The organism is Arthrobacter sp. KBS0703, from assembly GCF_002008315.2.
Classification (GTDB): domain Bacteria; phylum Actinomycetota; class Actinomycetes; order Actinomycetales; family Micrococcaceae; genus Arthrobacter.
Genome location: NZ_MVDG02000001.1, coordinates 4102334 through 4119418, shown reverse-complemented (window position 1 = coordinate 4119418; position 17085 = coordinate 4102334). Strand labels below are relative to the sequence as shown.

The following is a 17085-nucleotide window of genomic DNA, read 5'->3' as shown; positions in this document are numbered from 1 at the left end:
CGGGATGCAGTGGATTTTGGCGGGTTCTGTGGCCTATTTCACCGAATTTTGCGCTTCAGAAGGGCTGGCGGTCTAGACCGGTTACGCTGTGTGGCGCATGGAACGGGGACGCGGCACCAGCAGGGTGCAGGCCTTCTTCAGGTCTTCTTCCGCTTCGAACAGCGACAAGCGGCGGCAGCGGACGGACTGGACTAGACCGGTGACGGTCAGCAGCAGGATCCGGGAGATGACGGCGTCGCCACTGGCGGCGGTGACCGCACGCTCGGCCAGGGCGTCGATCTCGCGCAGCAGCACCGTGGTGTCCCTGTCCTTGAGGTACACGCCTTGGTTGAGGCACTGTTCGACGGCGGGCTGCATCACCCGCATGTGGAAGATTTCCATCACCACGCCGGAGAGCGCATGGATCCGGACCGTGCCCGCACCCGGCCAACTCCCCACCTTGAGCTCAGTCAGCTGGTGCCGGTAGAGGGCCAGCATCAGATGCGTGGCGGAGGGGAAGTAGCGGTACAGGGTGCCGAGGGGGACATCGGCCTTCGCGGCCACTTCGGACAGCGTTACCGATTTGAGCCCCTTGCGCGCGAACCCGGCCGCGACCTCGAGGATACGGCCGTAGCGGCGCTGTTGTCGGGGCAGGGACGGCGGGTCGGCCATGGGCGGAAGATCAGGATTAAATTCAAGCATCATCAGTCCGGAGGTTGAGATTCCTGCGGCAGCCAGGAGAACCCCCATCCCGATCCCGCCCGCATTCGCAGTCAACTATACGGCACGGCCGCAGACGCCATCCGTCAGCGGTACGCAGGGGAAATGCGAACAGCCAAGCGAAAACCTAGTCGACGCCCTTGATCTTCACGACGAACACGGCGCCCAGCAAGCCGATCACTGCCGCGGCGACGTAGAGCGAAACGTAGCCGCCCCAGAGGGTCACGAACGGCCACGCCAGGGCCGGAGCGATGACCTGCGGCAGTGAGTTGGCGATGTTGATGACGCCGAGGTCCTTGCCCCGGTCAACGGCGTGCGGCAGCACCTGGGTGATGAGCGCGAAGTCCACCGCGAGGTAGGCACCGAAGCCGATCCCCAAGACGCTGGCGCCCACGATACCGCCGATCCACGTCGGCGCGAACGCCAGGATCAGTGACGCCAGCGCAATGATCACGGAGGAGGCTATGACCAGGGGCTTGCGCTTGCCCATGCGGTCGCTGAGCCGGCCGCCGATCACGCTCGTGATGATCACAAACACGGCGTAGAGCCCGGTCAGCACCAGCACGCCGAAGGCCGGCTCCATCCCGGTGGTCGCCTTCAGATGGACAGCGTCCGCGAGGAAGAACAGCAGGTACAGGGTGACCATGTGGTTGCCGATATTGACGAGCAGCCGGGTGATCCAGGCCCAGGCGAAGTCCGGGTGCCGCAGCGGCCGGACAAAGCCAAGCAGGAAATCGATCCAGTTCAGCGGCGGCCTGTCACCGGCGGGGAGCGGCACATCGGCGCTCTTGAACAGGTACATCACCACGCCGGCCAAAAGCGCGAGCGCGCAAACGATGTACCCCAGGGCGAAGTTTCCGCTGACGACGGCGGCAATCACCGCGCCAATGAGGATGCCCACCGTTTGTCCCATCGCGGCAAGGCCGCCCACCGTGGCCCGCTGCGGTAGCGGAACGCGGTCGGGAATGGCGGCGGTGATGGCAGCGTAGGCGCCGTTGCATCCGGCCTGCACGAGGCACCAGAGCAGCGTCATGACCGCCACGTTCGGCGCCCCGGCCAGGCCTATCAGTGCGGCCGCCCCCAGGACGGCCCCCACCACGACCCACGGCACGCGCCGGCCGAAGCGGGACGTGGTGCGGTCGCTGAAGGCGCCGAACAGGGGGTTGGCCACGAGGGAGACCGCCGCCCCTGCTCCGGTCACGAGCGCGAGGATGGCCTCCTTCTGGCCGGCGTCGAAATGTTCGGCCTGCTGGCTGAGGAGCACCTGGATGGGACCGAAAAACGCGGCGTTGATTCCCAGGTTGACCAGCACCACGCCCGTGGTCCACAGCGGCGTCACGCGGGACGTCGGTTCGGCGAGTGCCGTGGCCGATCGCGTCCCCACCAGCCCGGGATCGGGAACTGCACCGGGAATGTCGGACAGACTCATGGCAGGTTCCCCCTGGATCGTTTTGATCGTGTGAAATCAGACTATCGTGGGAGCCACCAGCAGCGCGGGGTCATTTGAGGCCCGATTCCCGCGTCTCATGGGGCGTTAAGTGACCCCGCGTTACTATCAACCGGACCCGATCCAAGAGCCAGGGAGAATCAATGTCCGCTTCGCCGGCCAGCCGTTCCGCCGCCACATCCGAGAAGGCCGCCGCCGTCAACACAGCCGACCTCTACGACGAGCGCGGCGAGGAACTCGACTCGATCGCCCTGCAGTTCCAGTCACTGGGCGGACGCTCGCACTTCAGCGGCCCTGTCCGGACCATCCGCTGCTTCGAGGACAACGCGCTGGTCAAGTCCACGCTGGCCACACCCGGCGACGGCGCCGTGCTGGTGGTGGACGGCAGCGGCTCGCTGCGCACCGCCCTGATGGGGGACATGATCGCGGCGAGCGCCGTGGAAAACGGCTGGGCCGGCGTCGTCATCAACGGCGCAATCCGCGACCGCGAGGCCATTGCGGAACTGCCGCTCGGGGTCAAGGCGCTCGGCAGCAATCCGCGCAAGAGCGCGAAGGCCGGCGCCGGCGAGACGGACGTGGAACTGCTGATCGACGGCGTGACCATCCGCCCCGGCGCCATGATCTGGTGCGATCCGGACGGCATCCTGGTGGAGCGCTGAGGTGAATTCCTCATTTTTTAGAGTCAAGGGAACAAATCACGAAGTAAGATAGTTACTGAAAGCAACTATCAAGCTTGATCCCCCTTTTCTTCGTAATGGAGCAGTCATGTCCAAAACCGCCGCCGGGCCCGCAGCCGGGGACGTCCTGACGAAGCGTCAGACCATCACAGTGATGGTAGGTCTTATGCTCGGCATGTTCCTGTCCTCGCTGGACCAGACCATCGTGTCCACGTCCATCTACACCATCGCCAACGATCTCGACGGCCTGTCCCTGCAGGCCTGGGCCACCACCGCGTACCTCATCACGTCCACGGTGAGCACTCCGCTCTACGGAAAGCTCAGCGACATCTTCGGCCGCCGTCCGCTGTACCTGGCCGCGATCCTGATCTTCCTGGCCGGCTCCCTGTACGCCGGCTCGGTGCACTCGATGACCGAACTGGCCATCGCCCGCGGCATCCAGGGCATGGGCGCCGGCGGCCTGCTGGCCCTCGCGCTGACCATCATCGGCGACATTGTCGCCCTGAAGGACCGGGCCAAGTTCCAGGGCTACTTCATGTCCGTCTTCGGCATCTCCTCCGTGCTGGGCCCCGTGGTGGGCGGCGCCTTCGCAGGTTCCGCGAACATCCTGGGCTTCGACGGCTGGCGCTGGGTGTTCTTCATCAACCTGCCGATCGGCCTCGCCGCGCTGACCGTCGTCTTCCTGTACCTGCACCTGCCCGCCAAGCACGTGAAGCAGAAGATTGACTACTGGGGCGCCGCGGCCATCACGCTGGCTATCGTTCCCCTGCTCCTCGTGGCCGAACAGGGCCGCAGCTGGGGCTGGACCTCGGCCGGTTCCCTGCTGTGCATCGGCCTGGGCATCGTCGGCATCGCGGCGTTCCTGCTGGCCGAGAAGCGCGCAGGCGACTACGCACTCATTCCGCTCCGGCTCTTCCGCAACCTCACCTTCGGCCTGTCCTCGCTGCTGAACTTCATCATCGGCATCGGCATGTTCGGTGCGATCGCCATGCTGCCCATGTACCTGCAGCTCGTGAAGGGCCTCACCCCCACCGAGGCCGGCCTGATGATGATCACGTTCACCGTGGGCATCCTCACCGGTTCCATCACCGCGGGCCGGACCATTTCGTCGTCCGGCACCTACCGGATCTTCCCCATCCTGGGCACGGCGGTCCTGACCGGCGCCGCCGTCGTCATGGGCTTCTCGCTTGGCGTCGACACCGGGCTCTGGGTTCCCGGCCTGATCGCGGTGTTCTTCGGCCTGGGCCTGGGCTTCTGCATGCAGCCGCTCACGCTGGCCATGCAGGTCTCCGTTCCGCCCAAGGACATGGGCGTGGGCACGTCGTCGGCTGCGTTCTTCCGTTCCATGGGCGGCGCCGTAGGAACGGCCGTCTTCATTTCCATGCTGTTCAGCCTCGCGGCGGACAAGATCGCCTCCGGGATGAAGGACGCCGTGCAGAACGCCGACTACCTCAAGGTCCTCAAGGACCCTGCCGTGGCCGCCGATCCCGCAAACGCCAAGCTCTACGAGTTCTTCAAGAACGGCGCCAGCAACGACTCCCTCAACGACACCAGCTGGCTGCACACGGCCAACCCCGTGCTCACCCGGCCCATCACCGAGGGATTCGCCCAGTCGATCGACGCCGTCATGCTCACCGCAGCCGTGCTCACGGGCATCGCCTTCCTGATCAGCTTCGCCCTGCCGAACAAGAAGCTCACCGACCCCAAGGCCGTCGCCAAGGAGTCCGTGCCGGCCCACTAGGGGCTTTCGCGCACGCGTCACGGCAGGCAGCCTTGCGGGGCTGCCTGCCGTTTCGTTTCCCCGCCACGGGACGACGACGGCGGGACGTTCCGCCATCGTCGTCTTCTGTACCGAAGTGGAACAGCGGGCGGTGACGTGGCACACTGTTAGGCGCGTGTGCGCCGGCTGTCTGGGCCGGTATCCGCAGCCGACGACGTCCGCACCGCATTCACCCAACCCCAACCCCAGGGAGCACCATGTCCACCGCCAAGGAGCAAACTACCGCCAAGATCCCGCAGCGGGTCATATGGCTGGCGCTTGCCGGCGCCGTGGGCGGCTTCCTGTTCGGCTTCGACTCGTCCGTGGTCAACGGCGCGGTCGACGCCATGAAGGACGAATTCGCGCTCAGCGAGGGCGTCACCGGGTTCGCCGTGGCCGTCGCACTGCTGGGCTGCGCCGCCGGGGCGTTCATGGCCGGCAAGGTGGCCGACCGCTACGGCCGCATTCCCGCCATGAAGTTGGGGTCGCTGCTGTTCCTGGTCAGCGCCATCGGCACGGGCTTCGCGTTCAGCGTCTGGGACCTGATCTTCTGGCGACTCGTGGGCGGCCTTGGCATCGGGCTGGCGTCGGTGATCGCACCCGCCTACATCTCCGAGATCTCTCCGCGCCACGTCCGCGGCAGGCTCGCCTCGCTGCAGCAGCTGGCCATCACCACCGGTATTTTCGCCGCGCTGCTCTCCGACGCGCTGTTCGCAACCGCCGCCGGCGGCGCCCACCAGGCCCTGTGGCTCGGCATCGAGGCCTGGCGCTGGATGTTCCTGGCCGCCGCGGTTCCGGCGGTCGTCTACGGCCTGATCGCCTACACGCTCCCCGAGTCCCCGCGTTTCCTCGTATTCCAGGGCAAGGAAGAGGAAGCCCGCAAGGTCTTCGATTCTATCGCGCCGGATGAGGACGCGGACCGCCACCTCCGCGAGATCCGCGAGGCCATCGAAGAGGACCAGCTGGCCGGCAAGAAGGGCTCGCTCCGCGGCAAGACGTTCGGGCTGCAGGCCGTGGTCTGGATCGGCATCACGCTGTCCGTGCTGCAGCAGTTTGTCGGCATCAACGTGATCTTCTACTACTCCACCACGCTGTGGAAGGCCGTGGGCTTCCAGGAGAAGGACTCGCTCACCATTTCCGTGGCAACGTCCATCACCAACATCCTGGTGACCCTCGTGGCCATCGCCCTCGTGGACCGGATCGGCCGACGCCCCATCCTGCTGGCCGGCTCGATCGGAATGGCCGTTTCCCTCGGCACCATGGCCCTGGCCTTCGCGTCCGCCACGGGCACCGGCTCCGAGATCTCACTCCCGGGCGCCTGGGGCCCCGTTGCCCTCGTGGCCGCGAACATCTTCGTGGTCAGCTTCGGCGCGTCCTGGGGGCCGCTCGTGTGGGTGCTCCTCGGCGAGATCTTCCCGTCCCGGATCCGCGCACGCGCCCTGGGCCTGGCCGCGGCAGCCCAGTGGGTCGCCAACTTTGCCATCACACTGAGCTTCCCCGTGATGGCCGCAGGTTCGCTGCCGCTGACGTACGCCATGTACGCACTTTTTGCGGCGGCATCGTTCTTCTTCGTCATGTACAAGGTGCCGGAGACGAACGGCATGTCGCTGGAACAGGCCGAAACCCTGTTTGTTCCAAAGGGGTCCGCCAAGGTCTGACCGGCTCTTGGCTCCCCCGGCATGAAAAGGAAGACGCCCAGGTTCAGCGGAACCTGGGCGTCTTCTGCGTTGCGGCGCGGCCTCGCGGGAGCACTAGGGGAGGCGGCACTTAGGGAGGCGGCTCAGAGCGTGAGCTTCATGCCTTCGTGGCTGGCCGCGAATCCGAGGCGCTCGTAGAAGCGGTGGGCGTCCTGGCGGGACTTGTCGGTGGTCAACTGCACCAGCGAGCAGCCCCGGCGGCGGGACTCCGCCACAACCCAGCCGATCATCGCGGACCCGACACCCTTGCCCCGGAGGCTTCGGTCCACGCGCACCGCCTCGAGCTGGCTGCGCCAGGAACCGCGGCGGGAGAGGCCCGGAATGAAGCTGAGCTGGAAGGTGGCCACCAGAGGGCCTACGCTTTCGCCCTCCCCGAGCAGCTCCCCCACGACGAGGAGATGCGCGGGGTCGGCGTGGATCGCGTCAAACGCCTGCTCGTAGGGCGTCAGGTCCCCCGTGTCCTCGCGGCTTGCGCCACGCCGGTCATCGGCCAGGAGCCGCAGGATGGCCGGCAAGTCGGGCTTCTGCGCGGGGCGCAGCCTGAAGGTGCCGCTCCCGACGGCGAAGATCATCAGGGCGGGCTGGTCACGGGAGTCGAAAGTCACCTTCACAGCTTTTCACAACGGGCGGCGACGGGGGAGCGCTCCTCAGGCGTGCCGCCCGGTCCGCGGCCTACTCAGCCCGCGGCCTGCCCGGCCTGCTGGACAGGCGGCAATGGCGGCGGCAGAGCCAAGGGGGTACTGCCAGTCCTAGGATCATCAGGGACTCCCGCAGCGGGTGAAGTTCCTGTTTCCTTGAATAAGAGGCATATCGAAAGGACGGCTCATGATGGCGGACATCCTCGCGGGAACAATTCAGCCCGGCCAGGTGTTGGACCATATTGTTGCCCAGGGCGACGTCCACGCCGGCCCCGCGACCGGCCACACAGCACTCAGAGTGCTCATCCGCCCATAAGACTTCCCCTCGGGACCGCCGGACCTTCCCGCTCCGCCGTTCCAACCAACCCAAACAGCCACCCAACCAAACGAATCCCTCACCCAACACAGGAGAGACATGCTTACCGTCAACGCTTACGCCGCACCGTCCGCCACCGGCGACCTCGTCCCCACCACCATCGAACGCCGCGCCGTCGGCCCGCAGGATGTGCTGATCGAGATCAAGTACGCCGGAATCTGCCACTCGGACATCCACACCGTCCGCGGTGACTGGGGACCCCAGCAGTACCCGCTGGCACCGGGCCACGAAATCGCCGGTATCGTCACCGAGGTCGGCGCCGAAGTCACCAAGCACAAGGTTGGCGACCGCGTCGGAGTCGGCTGCATGGTGAATTCCTGCCGCGAATGCGCCAACTGCAGGAAGGGCGAGGAGCAGTACTGCCTCGCAGGCAACACCGGCACTTACGGCGCCGTCGACCGCGACGGGACCATCACGCAGGGCGGCTACACCACGCACGTGGTGGTGACCGAGGACTTCGTCGTGCGCATCCCGGACGGTCTTGACCTCGACGTCGCCGCGCCGCTGCTCTGCGCCGGCATCACCACCTACTCGCCGCTGCGCCACTGGGGCGCGGGACCCGGCAAGAAGGTGGCGGTCGTCGGCCTCGGCGGGCTCGGACACATGGCCGTCAAGCAGGCACACGCCATGGGCGCCGAGGTGACCGTGCTGTCGCAGTCGCTGAAGAAGATGGAAGACGGCCTGCGCCTCGGCGCGGACGCCTACTACGCCACGAGCGACCCCGCCACGTTCGAGGCCCTCGCCGGCACCTTCGACCTGATCATCAACACCGTCAGCGCCTCGATCGACATCAGCTCCTACCTGCAGCTGCTGACCCTCGACGGAACCCTGGTGAACGTGGGCGCGCCCGCAGAACCGCTCCCGGTGAACGCGTTCTCGCTGATTATGGGCCGCCGGTCCTTCGCCGGTTCAATGATCGGCGGCATCCGCGAGACCCAGGAAATGCTCGACTTCTGCGCCGAGCACCAGCTGGGCGCCGAGATCGAGGTCATCCCGGCTGACAAGATCAACGAAGCCTACGAGCGCGTCCTTGCCTCGGACGTGCGCTACCGCTTCGTCATCGACACCGCAACCATGAGCTAAGCGGGCTACCCGCGCAGGCACCGTCGAAGCGGCCCGTCAGCACAAGCTGGGGGCCGCTTCCGGCGTTCCCGGCCACCGGGGCGTTCCCGGCCACCGGGGCGTTCCCGGCCACCGGGGCGTTCCGGGCTACAGGTCAGATGTTGCCGCCGGACCGCCGGTCATCACGGCTGCCGGGACTCGTGCGGGCCGGCGGGGAGGTCTGCCGGCATCTGCTCCAAGATGGCACGAACGGTCTCCGCGTGGCCCAGGATCCGGAAATGCCCAGCCACCGGGACCCGGATGTTCTTGGCTCCGGGCAGGACGCTGCCTTCGGGGATATGCGGGTCAAAATCGCCGTAAATGGAGCTGATCCGGTGGTTGATCGCTTCTTCGCGGGCCATCTGCCGGGTCAGGGCGTTGCGGGGAGAGAAGATGCGAAGGCTCGGGATGAGCAGGTACCGGGCATAGCGCGATCCGGAGAACGGCGTGCAGATGGCGATCAACCGGTCGATGCGCTGGTCCGGGTCCAGGGCGAGCATGATGTACTTCCCGATCAGGCCGCCTTTGCTGTGCGCGACGATCACGGCATCGTTCAGGCCGGCCGCGGCGATGTGTTCTGCTACGAACCGGGCCGCGACAGGCACGCCCAGCCGGTTCCTTTGCAGCAGGGTCACAACATGTACCGGGTGCCCGGCGCCGTGCAGGGCAGTAATCAGCGGCAGCATGAACTGCCAGCTTTCATACACTCCGGGGATCACGACTATGGGCCTGCCGTCACCGGTATGAAAGGCGTCCGCACGGGTCCGGGATAGCGCGCCCCGGACCTGCCATCCCGCGGCATAGGCGTAGTCCTGGACCCACCAGAGCGCCCTGCGCAGCGTGCCGTTCACGCCGGACTTTCCAGGGCCCGGCCGGGGCTTGCCACGAAGTCCCTGATGGCCTGCGCCACCTGGCCGGAGGCAGTGTGTTGGACGACGTGACCGGAGCCGGGTATCTCGCGGAATTCTCCGGACATGGCTCGGCCCGCCAGGAGGCGGCACCAGTCCCGCGACGCCACAGTATCCCTGGATCCCCGCAGGAAGAGGACGGGCGCGTCCACTTCGGCGATACGCTCCTCGGTGGGGTAGGCCATCATGACGGGGAGCTCGGTCAGGTACCACCGGGGCCCGCACCGGAAATAGTCGGCAAGGACCAGCAGGTTGGAGCTAGGGCTTTCGAAGAAAAGGCAGTCCACGGCCAGGTCGAAGGCCTGGCGCGCCACAGTACGGCGCCGGGAATCGACCACGGGTCCCATCAGCACCAGCTGCGTGAACCTGCCGGGCTCTTGCCTGGCGGCTTCCACGGCCAACTGCGTGCCCATGGAGTGGCCGATCAGGACGCACGGACCCACGCCTGCCTGGTCCAGGGCCGCCCGAAGAAAGCCGGCATAGTCTGCCATCGACAGCCGGCGGTCCGGTTTTGGCATACTTCCAAAGCCCGGAAGCTCGACCGAATAGGTCTCGGCGGTTTCAGCCAGCAGCCGGTGCAGCCGGTGCAGGTATCGGTGCGACGTGCCGATCCCGTGCACCAGAACGAACGTCGGCGCGGAACGTCCATCACTGCCTGCTGGGCGCCGCGAGGCATGAATCCGCCCGGTCAGGCCCTCGAAGTGGACCTCGGAAATGTCAGGATCAGCCATCTGTCGAGGATAGCCCTTACCGCAGCCCTGCGGCATTACTGACCCGCAAACGCACGACGCCGGACCTCACCTTCGTGAGTTCCGGCGTCGTGCGTTGGGCTGCGGATGGGGTCAGGCCGGAGCGGTGACGCCTTCTGCCTTGCGTTCCTCGACCAGGCCGCAGACGGCCGCGAACAGCGGGTGGTCCGCCGCCAGTCCCGTGATCCGCTCGGTCGCTTCAGCGGGCTCGGAGGCGGACAGGATCTGCCCGAGCTCCACGGCCTCGGCGTCGGCGGGATCGTTGAAGCGCAGGGCTGCGGCGATCGCCCCGAGAAGGGCCTCCGGCACGATCCCGCGCTCCGCCAGCTCAGCCGCCGGGCCGATGAACCGTTCATGCCGGCTGAGCTTGCGCAGCGGCGCCCGCCCCACGCGGTTCACGGTGTCCGGCAAGTGCGGGTTGGAGAAGCGGCCCAGGATCTTCTGGACGTAGGCTTCCTGTTCGTCGTGGTTGAAGCCGTGCTTGGACACAAGCAGCTGCTTGGTTTCGTCGAGCACGGCACGCACGTCCGCCGCCACGTCCTGGTCAGCCATGGCCTCGGAGATTTTTTCGACCCCGGCCTCGAACCCGAAGTACGCCGCAGAGGCGTGCCCCGTGTTGACCGTGAACAGCTTGCGCTCGATGTACGGCCCGAGCTCGTCCACAAACGTTGCCCCGGGGATGACCGGCGCCGCGCCGGCAAACGGTGTGCGGTCGATGACCCACTCGTAGAACGTCTCCACCGTGACGTCCAGCCCCTGGCCCGGTTCCTGGTTGGGCACGATCCGGTCCACGGCGGTGTTGGCGAACACGGCCACATCCTCCAGCGGCCCTGCGGCGTCGTCCCAGGACTGCACGATTGCCTCGCGCAGGATGTCCGTGGCGTTGATGGCGTTCTCGCAGGCCATAACCTGCAGCGGCGCCTTTCCTGCGGCCCGGGCGGCAATTCCCTTGGCGATCGCGGGGGCCACGAACTTGAGGATGTGCGGCCCCACGGCGGTGGTGACGATGTCCGCCGTCGCGATCTCCTCGATCAGCTGCGCCTCCTGGGTGCTGGAGTTGACTGCCCGGAAGTTGTCCACGGTGCGCACGGTGGGGTTCTCCCCAACCTCGTGGACGGCATAGCTGTCCGCGGCTGCGAGCTGGGAGATGAGGGCGTCCGCAACGTCCGCGAACACCACCTCATACCCGGCGTCGTGCAGCAGCAGCCCGACGAATCCGCGGCCGATGTTTCCGGCGCCAAAATGTACAGCCTTCACTATGCGTTGACCTTTCCGAACAGCTCCAGAACTTCCTCGACGGATGTTGCGGCCTCAAGCTGCGCCACCTGCGCCTTGTTCGTGAAGACCTTCGCGATCGAGGAGAGGATGTGGAGGTGTTCGTTGTTGATGCCGGCCACGCCCACCACGAACTTGACCTCTTTGCCGTTCCAGTCGATGCCGTCCGGGTAGCGGACCACGGAGACGGCCGACTTCTTGATGTGGTCCTTCGCGGCGTTGGTGCCGTGCGGGATCGCCAGGAAGCTGCCCATGTAGGTGGACACGGATTCCTCGCGCTCATGCATGGCGAGGATGTAGTCGTTATCCACGGCTCCGCGGGCCAGCAGCAGCTGGCCGGCCTCATCGATCGCGGCGTCCCGGGTTGCGGCGGAGCCGTTGAGGACCTGTCTCTTATACACATCTAGATGTGTATAAGAGACAGGCGGGGCGCCGGCTTCGGCGGGCGCCTCGGCAGCCTGTCTCTTATACACATCTAGATGTGTATAAGAGACAGCGACGGCACCGGCGGGTGCCGCAGCTCCGCCGCCAGCGGCTTCGGGTGCGTTGGCGCTCTTGACGAGTTCCACGATCTCGTCATAGCGCGGGCTGTTCATGAAGTTGTCCACGGAGTAGTGGACGGCGCTGGCCGTGGCAGGCTTGGCCCGCTCGGTGAGGTCCTGGTGCGTGATCACCACATCGTAGGTGTCGCTAAGGCTGGCGATGGACGAGTTGGTGACCTTGACGTCCGGAAAGCCCGCCGCCTTGATCTTGTTCCGCAGCACGGAGGCGCCCATGGCGCTGGAGCCCATGCCGGCGTCGCACGCGAACACGATGTTCCCGATGGGCCGGGTCAGGACCGCAGTGCCGCCGGCGCCCGCACCCGCACCCGTGAGCACGGAGGAGACGGAGCTCTTCTTGCCCTTCATGTCTTCCATGCGGCTGGTGGCGGCGCTGAGGTCGTCCTCGTCACTGTGGCGGGTGGTCTTCAGGATCACCGAGGCGACCAGGAAGGACACCGTGGCGGCGAGCAGAACCGAGAGGATCACGCCGACATAGCTGTCCCGCGAGGTTTGGGCAATCACCGCAAAGATGGATCCCGGAGCCGCCGGAGCCACGAGGCCCGAGTTGGTGACGGCAAGTGTCGCGATGCCCGTCATACCGCCGGCGATCGCTGCAAGGATCAGCAGCGGGCGCATGAGGACGTACGGGAAGTAGATCTCGTGGATGCCGCCGAGGAATTGAATGATCGCGGCACCGGGGGCTGATGCCTTCGCCGCGCCGCGGCCGAAGAACATGTACGCGAGCAGGATGCCGAGGCCCGGGCCGGGGTTGGCCTCGAGCAGGAACAGGATGGATTTGCCCTGCGCGAGCGACTGCTGAATGCCCAGCGGGGTCAGCACGCCGTGGTTGATGGCGTTATTCAGGAACAGCACCTTGGCCGGTTCGATGAAGATGCTGGTCAGCGGCAGGAGGCCGTTGTTCACCAGGAACTGAACGACGTTCCCGGCTCCCGTGCTGAAGGCCTGGACCAGCGGGGCGATCCCGTAGAAGCCAAGCATGGCCAGCAATGCTCCCCAGATACCGGCGGAGAAGTTGTTGACCAGCATCTCGAAGCCGGGCCGGATTTTGCCGTCCCAGAGGGCGTCCAGCTTCTTGATTGTCCAGCCGCCCAGGGGACCCATGATCATGGCTCCGATGAACATCGGGATGCCGGCGCCGACGATGACGCCCATGGTGCCGATGGCGCCAACCACGCCGCCCCGGACGTCGTAGACCATCCTGCCGCCGGTGTAGGCGATCAGGAGCGGCAGCAGGTACGTGATCATGGGGCCGACGAGGCCCACATTCGGCGCACCTGCGGCGTTGGTGCCGAAGCCGCCGAGTGCCGGGACGGGGATCCATCCCTTCTCGATGAAGAGGGCCGTGATGAGGCCCCAGGCGATGAACGCCCCGATGTTGGGCATGATCATTCCGGACAGGAACGTCCCGAATTTCTGGACGTGGACCCGCACGCTGGTGCGGGGTTTTGCAACTGTCTCTGTTGCCATGTGATTTCCTAACCGTGATTCCTGCTGCACCGCAGGATGGTCCGATATTTTCGACGACTAGCTGGTGGAACTGTTGGAGATCCTGTGGAGCCATTCGAGAAAGAGCTTGAGTTCCGAGCTGGACAGCTGGTCCGAGTGGGATGCCTGCAGCGCCGCGTTCAGCGCGATGGCAGCCACCACCACGGATGATTTCCCGGAATCCCCGGGCCCGGCATCCTTGGCCTGGTCGCTGGACACCGCGAAGATCATGGCGTCCCGGGTCATGGTTGACAGTTCGAGGTTCCGCTCCGGGGCCGGCTCCGCGATCAGCATGAGCGTGACACCGACGTTGGCCGCCAGGATGCTTCGTGCAGCCTCCCTCGGCTGGACGTTCAGCTGACCGGCCGCGGCGGCCTTGTTCAGCATCTCCTCCATGAGGGCCTCGGCATCGGCAACGATGGACGGGCGGCTCTCGGGGCGGATGTTACCGAACATGACCAGATACAGTTCCGGCTGGTTGAGCCCGAACTGGACATGGTTGTCCCACATCCGCCGGATGTCTTCCAGCGGCTGCCCGGACGGGGCGAAGTCCCGTTCGCCCGCCACGTATTCTTCGAATCCTGCGGCCACAACCGCGTCAAACAGGCCCTCCTTGTCACCGAAGTGGTGATACAGGGTGGGTGCCGTGACGCCTGCCAGCTGCGTGATCTGGCGGGTTGATACAGCTGCTCCCGCGGAGTTGGCCAGCAACTCGGCTGCCGCACGCAACAGCCTCAGTTTGGGCGGGAGCTGGCCATCGAAACTCATAACCGCTACCCTAGCACCTATAGCAACGCTATATGAACTGCATCACATACAATTTTTTCAGGCACCGCACAGAAATTTCGGACGTGGCCGTTCGAACCGCCCGGACCACTGTCCGGGCAGAGACCGGCGGGCCTGGCTACCGGCAGAGAATGAGGACCTTCAGTGCAGAACTTCACAGGAGTTGGCGTCAGCCCCGGCCGCATCATCGGCACCGTCCGGCAGATGCCCAAGCCCATCAGCGAACCTCCCGCCGGCGAGCAGCTGGCGGCGGGCACCTCCCCCGAAGATGCGACGGCGGCGCTGAAGGCAGCGGCGGGCGCAGTCCACGATGACCTCAAGGCGCGTGCCAGCCACGCCACCGGCGACGGCAAGGCGGTCTTGGAAGCCACGGCGCTGATGGCCAAGGACACCATGCTGATCAAGGGCGCGGGCAAGCTCATCGCCCGCGGAATGTCCGGCCAGCGCGCCATCTGGGAATCCGGATCCTCGGTTGCGGAAATGCTGCACAACCTGGGCGGCTACATGGCAGAGCGCGCCACCGACATCCTGGACGTCCGTGCCCGCATTGTGGCCGAACTCCGCGGCGTGCCCGCTCCCGGCATTCCCTCGTCCGAGAAGCCCTTCATCCTCGTGGCCGAAGACCTCGCCCCCGCCGACACCGCCACCCTGGACCCGAACAAAGTCCTCGCGCTGGTGACGGCCGGCGGCGGCCCGCAGTCGCACACCGCCATCATTGCCCGTTCGCTCGGCCTGCCGGCCGTGGTGGCCGCCGTGGGCGTGGATGAGCTGCCCGACGGCACCGAGGTCTACGTCGACGGCGCCGCAGGCACCATTATCGCCGAACCGGACGACTCCCTGCACGCCGCTGCGGAGGCCTGGGCGGCCACGGCCTCCCTCCTGGCCGAGTTCAGCGGCACGGGCACGACGTCGGACGGCCACCTCGTCCCGCTCCTTGCCAACGTGGGCGGCGCCAAGGATGCCGAAGCCGCAGCAAAGCTCGGGGCGCAGGGCGTGGGACTCTTCCGCACCGAGTTCTGCTTCCTCGAGCGCGACACCGAACCCAGCGTGGACGAACAGGCCGCCGCCTACAAGGGCGTGTTTGACGCCTTCCCCGGCAAGAAGGTGGTGCTTCGCACGCTGGACGCCGGTGCCGACAAGCCGCTCCCCTTCCTCACCGACTCCACCGAGCCCAACCCGGCCCTCGGCGTCCGCGGCTACCGCACGGATTTCACCACCCCGGGCGTCCTGGAGCGCCAGCTGGAAGCCATCGCCCGGGCCGAGAGGGAATCCGAAGCGGACGTGTGGGTGATGGCGCCCATGATTTCGACGGCGGAGGAGGCCGCGCGCTTCGCCACCATGTGTGCCGAGGCCGGCATCAAGACGCCCGGTGTCATGGTGGAGGTCCCGTCCGCCGCCCTGACCGCCGACACCATCCTCCGCGAGGTCGCCTTCGCGAGCCTGGGCACCAACGACCTCACCCAGTACGCCATGGCGGCCGACCGCCAGCTTGGCCCACTGGCCGGCCTGAACACGCCGTGGCAGCCTGCCGTCCTGCGCCTCGTCGGGCTGACGGTGGAAGGCTCGGCGATCGAAGGGCACAACAAGCCCGTGGGCGTTTGCGGTGAGGCCGCGGCGGACCCGGCCCTTGCCGTCGTACTGACCGGGCTCGGCGTCACCACCCTGTCCATGACCGCCCGTTCGCTGGCCGCCGTGGCCGCGGTGCTCAAGACCGTCACGCTGGCCGAGGCGCAGGAGCTGGCCAAGCTGGCCCTCTCCGCACCGAGCGCCACCGAGGCCCGCGCCTGGGTGCGGGAAAAGCTGCCCGTCCTGGAGGAGCTGGGGCTGTAACCCTTCCGGGAGGCCGGGGAAGGTCCGGGCGGGAGCCGGGCGCCGCGGTGCAGGGTGCCCGCTTCCGGTGTTTAATCCGGTGTTTTTGGTGCGGTCAGCTCCGCTCCCGGCCGGCGGCCGGCCGGGGAGTTCGCCCGGCCCGTCCCCCGGCCCGTCGCCGCGCAGCCGCTAGGCTTCTGCCATGGCACTGATAGCTCCCAGGGTGACCCCCGCCCTCCCAGCCGAGGACGCACTGAACCTCCGGCACGCGCTGGATGGCGGCAACGACATCACGGTGTTCGTGGACGGCACCGTCCACCGGCTGCCGCCCCAGGCGAGGGACGCCGTCGTCGACCTCCTGGCAAGGTTCAGCCGCGGCGAAGCCGTAACGGTGAGCAGCGTGGAGGAAATGCTCACCACATCCCAGGCGGCCGAACTCGCCGGAATCTCCCACACCTACCTGCGGAACATGACGGACCGCGGCGAGATTCCGGTGGAATACCGGGGCACGCACCGCCGGATCCGGCTGGCCGCCATCATGGCGTGGCTGGAGGCGCAGAAGAAGAAGCAGTCCGCCGCCGAACCGGCCGGCAACGCCACCGGCGAGAACCCTGGCCCGTAGCTCCGCCGGCCGCGCAGCCCGTGCCTGCGTGCCGGCCAAATGACATGCCCCCGGCACTGGATGACGGCGTGATAAGGATCAAGCAACGATCCCGCCCAGGCAGGGATTCCGGCCCGCGCACGGGGTTACTCTTTATTCGTGGTGAGACTCAGGGGATTGCACATCGTGGCGGGCATCGTCGCCATGGGTGTGGCTGCTGTACTCGGAAGCATCATGGGGCTGAACGACACGGCCGTGTTCACTTCCAGCTGCGTTGCGTACGTGGCCGTGTCCATGTGGGCGGAAGGCCGGCTCTCCCGGCGCGGCGGCACTGCCTCCGGTCCGATCCAGCTGCAGCCGCAGGCGTCGGACCCCGTGATCCTGGACCGCACCGCTGACCAGCTTCCCCGGCAGGAGGGGAACGCGGCCTGACCGCGCCGGGCATTGACAGGACCCGGCGGTGCCCTGAAGTATTGTTAGCGTTAACACTCGCCGGGGCGGTTCCGGCCTGAAGG

Annotated in this window: 15 protein-coding genes; 7 read left to right on the top strand and 8 right to left on the bottom strand. The window is 66.8% G+C overall.

Features of this window, described 5'->3' with window-relative positions:
- Nucleotides 1–81: 81 nt before the first annotated feature.
- Together B1A87_RS19130 and B1A87_RS19125 are read right to left on the bottom strand one after the other, a co-directional pair.
- The gene (locus B1A87_RS19130) at nt 82–681 is read right to left on the bottom strand and encodes a TetR/AcrR family transcriptional regulator (RefSeq protein ID WP_078028460.1); all 600 of its coding nucleotides are present in this window, start codon (nt 679–681) and stop codon (nt 82–84) included.
- 145 nt (nt 682–826) lie between these two features.
- Nucleotides 827–2128, bottom strand: coding sequence for an MFS transporter (locus tag B1A87_RS19125; protein ID WP_078028301.1), 1302 nt, complete (start codon nt 2126–2128; stop codon nt 827–829).
- A 161-nt stretch (nt 2129–2289) separates the two neighbouring features.
- Between B1A87_RS19125 and rraA the strand changes: the two genes are divergently transcribed.
- The 3 genes from rraA to B1A87_RS19110 all read left to right on the top strand — a co-directional run bounded on the left by rraA (nt 2290) and on the right by B1A87_RS19110 (nt 6240).
- Nucleotides 2290–2805 (top strand): ribonuclease E activity regulator RraA, encoded by a 516-nt coding sequence (gene rraA, locus B1A87_RS19120; protein WP_078028302.1) that lies wholly within the window; start codon nt 2290–2292, stop codon nt 2803–2805.
- Between the two features lie 106 nt (nt 2806–2911).
- Nucleotides 2912–4564: an MDR family MFS transporter gene (locus B1A87_RS19115; RefSeq protein WP_078028303.1), complete on the top strand. Its 1653-nt coding sequence runs from the start codon at nt 2912–2914 to the stop codon at nt 4562–4564.
- 236 nt (nt 4565–4800) lie between these two features.
- Entirely contained in the window at nt 4801–6240 is a 1440-nt protein-coding gene (locus B1A87_RS19110) for a sugar porter family MFS transporter (RefSeq protein ID WP_078028304.1), read from the top strand.
- A gap of 122 nt (nt 6241–6362) precedes the next feature.
- Here B1A87_RS19110 and B1A87_RS19105 read toward each other — a convergent pair whose 3' ends face one another.
- Nucleotides 6363–6851 carry a GNAT family N-acetyltransferase gene (locus tag B1A87_RS19105; protein WP_078028461.1) on the bottom strand — a complete coding sequence of 163 codons (489 nt, stop codon included), beginning with the start codon at nt 6849–6851 and terminating at the stop codon, nt 6363–6365.
- Between the two features lie 481 nt (nt 6852–7332).
- On the opposite strand from B1A87_RS19105, the gene B1A87_RS19100 reads away from it, so the two are divergent.
- Nucleotides 7333–8376, top strand: a complete 1044-nt coding sequence (locus B1A87_RS19100) for an NAD(P)-dependent alcohol dehydrogenase (RefSeq protein ID WP_078028305.1) — start codon at nt 7333–7335, stop codon at nt 8374–8376.
- Nucleotides 8377–8537: 161 nt separating this feature from the next.
- Here the strand turns inward: B1A87_RS19100 and B1A87_RS19095 are convergent, their stop codons facing one another.
- The 5 genes from B1A87_RS19095 to B1A87_RS19075 all read right to left on the bottom strand — a co-directional run bounded on the left by B1A87_RS19095 (nt 8538) and on the right by B1A87_RS19075 (nt 14142).
- Nucleotides 8538–9245, bottom strand: coding sequence for a triacylglycerol lipase (locus B1A87_RS19095; protein WP_078028306.1), 708 nt, complete (start codon nt 9243–9245; stop codon nt 8538–8540).
- Nucleotides 9242–10033 carry an alpha/beta fold hydrolase gene (locus B1A87_RS19090; protein ID WP_078028307.1) on the bottom strand — a complete coding sequence of 264 codons (792 nt, stop codon included), beginning with the start codon at nt 10031–10033 and terminating at the stop codon, nt 9242–9244. The genes B1A87_RS19095 and B1A87_RS19090 overlap by 4 nt, the downstream gene beginning before the upstream one ends.
- 111 nt (nt 10034–10144) lie before the next feature.
- Nucleotides 10145–11308 carry a mannitol-1-phosphate 5-dehydrogenase gene (locus B1A87_RS19085; RefSeq protein ID WP_078028308.1) on the bottom strand — a complete coding sequence of 388 codons (1164 nt, stop codon included), beginning with the start codon at nt 11306–11308 and terminating at the stop codon, nt 10145–10147.
- Nucleotides 11308–13356 (bottom strand): PTS mannitol transporter subunit IICBA, encoded by a 2049-nt coding sequence (locus B1A87_RS19080; RefSeq protein ID WP_144275885.1) that lies wholly within the window; start codon nt 13354–13356, stop codon nt 11308–11310. The genes B1A87_RS19085 and B1A87_RS19080 overlap by 1 nt, the downstream gene beginning before the upstream one ends.
- 57 nt (nt 13357–13413) lie before the next feature.
- Nucleotides 13414–14142: a TetR/AcrR family transcriptional regulator gene (locus tag B1A87_RS19075; protein ID WP_078028310.1), complete on the bottom strand. Its 729-nt coding sequence runs from the start codon at nt 14140–14142 to the stop codon at nt 13414–13416.
- A gap of 162 nt (nt 14143–14304) precedes the next feature.
- Here B1A87_RS19075 and ptsP point away from each other — a divergent pair, with 162 nt between their 5' ends.
- The 3 genes from ptsP (at nt 14305) to B1A87_RS19060 (ending at nt 17002) form a co-directional block, all read left to right on the top strand.
- The gene (ptsP, locus tag B1A87_RS19070; protein ID WP_078028311.1) at nt 14305–15990 is read left to right on the top strand and encodes a phosphoenolpyruvate--protein phosphotransferase; all 1686 of its coding nucleotides are present in this window, start codon (nt 14305–14307) and stop codon (nt 15988–15990) included.
- Nucleotides 15991–16171: 181 nt separating this feature from the next.
- Nucleotides 16172–16591: a helix-turn-helix domain-containing protein gene (locus tag B1A87_RS19065; RefSeq protein WP_078028312.1), complete on the top strand. Its 420-nt coding sequence runs from the start codon at nt 16172–16174 to the stop codon at nt 16589–16591.
- Between the two features lie 138 nt (nt 16592–16729).
- Nucleotides 16730–17002 carry a hypothetical protein gene (locus tag B1A87_RS19060; RefSeq protein ID WP_139362819.1) on the top strand — a complete coding sequence of 91 codons (273 nt, stop codon included), beginning with the start codon at nt 16730–16732 and terminating at the stop codon, nt 17000–17002.
- Nucleotides 17003–17085 lie beyond the last annotated feature (83 nt).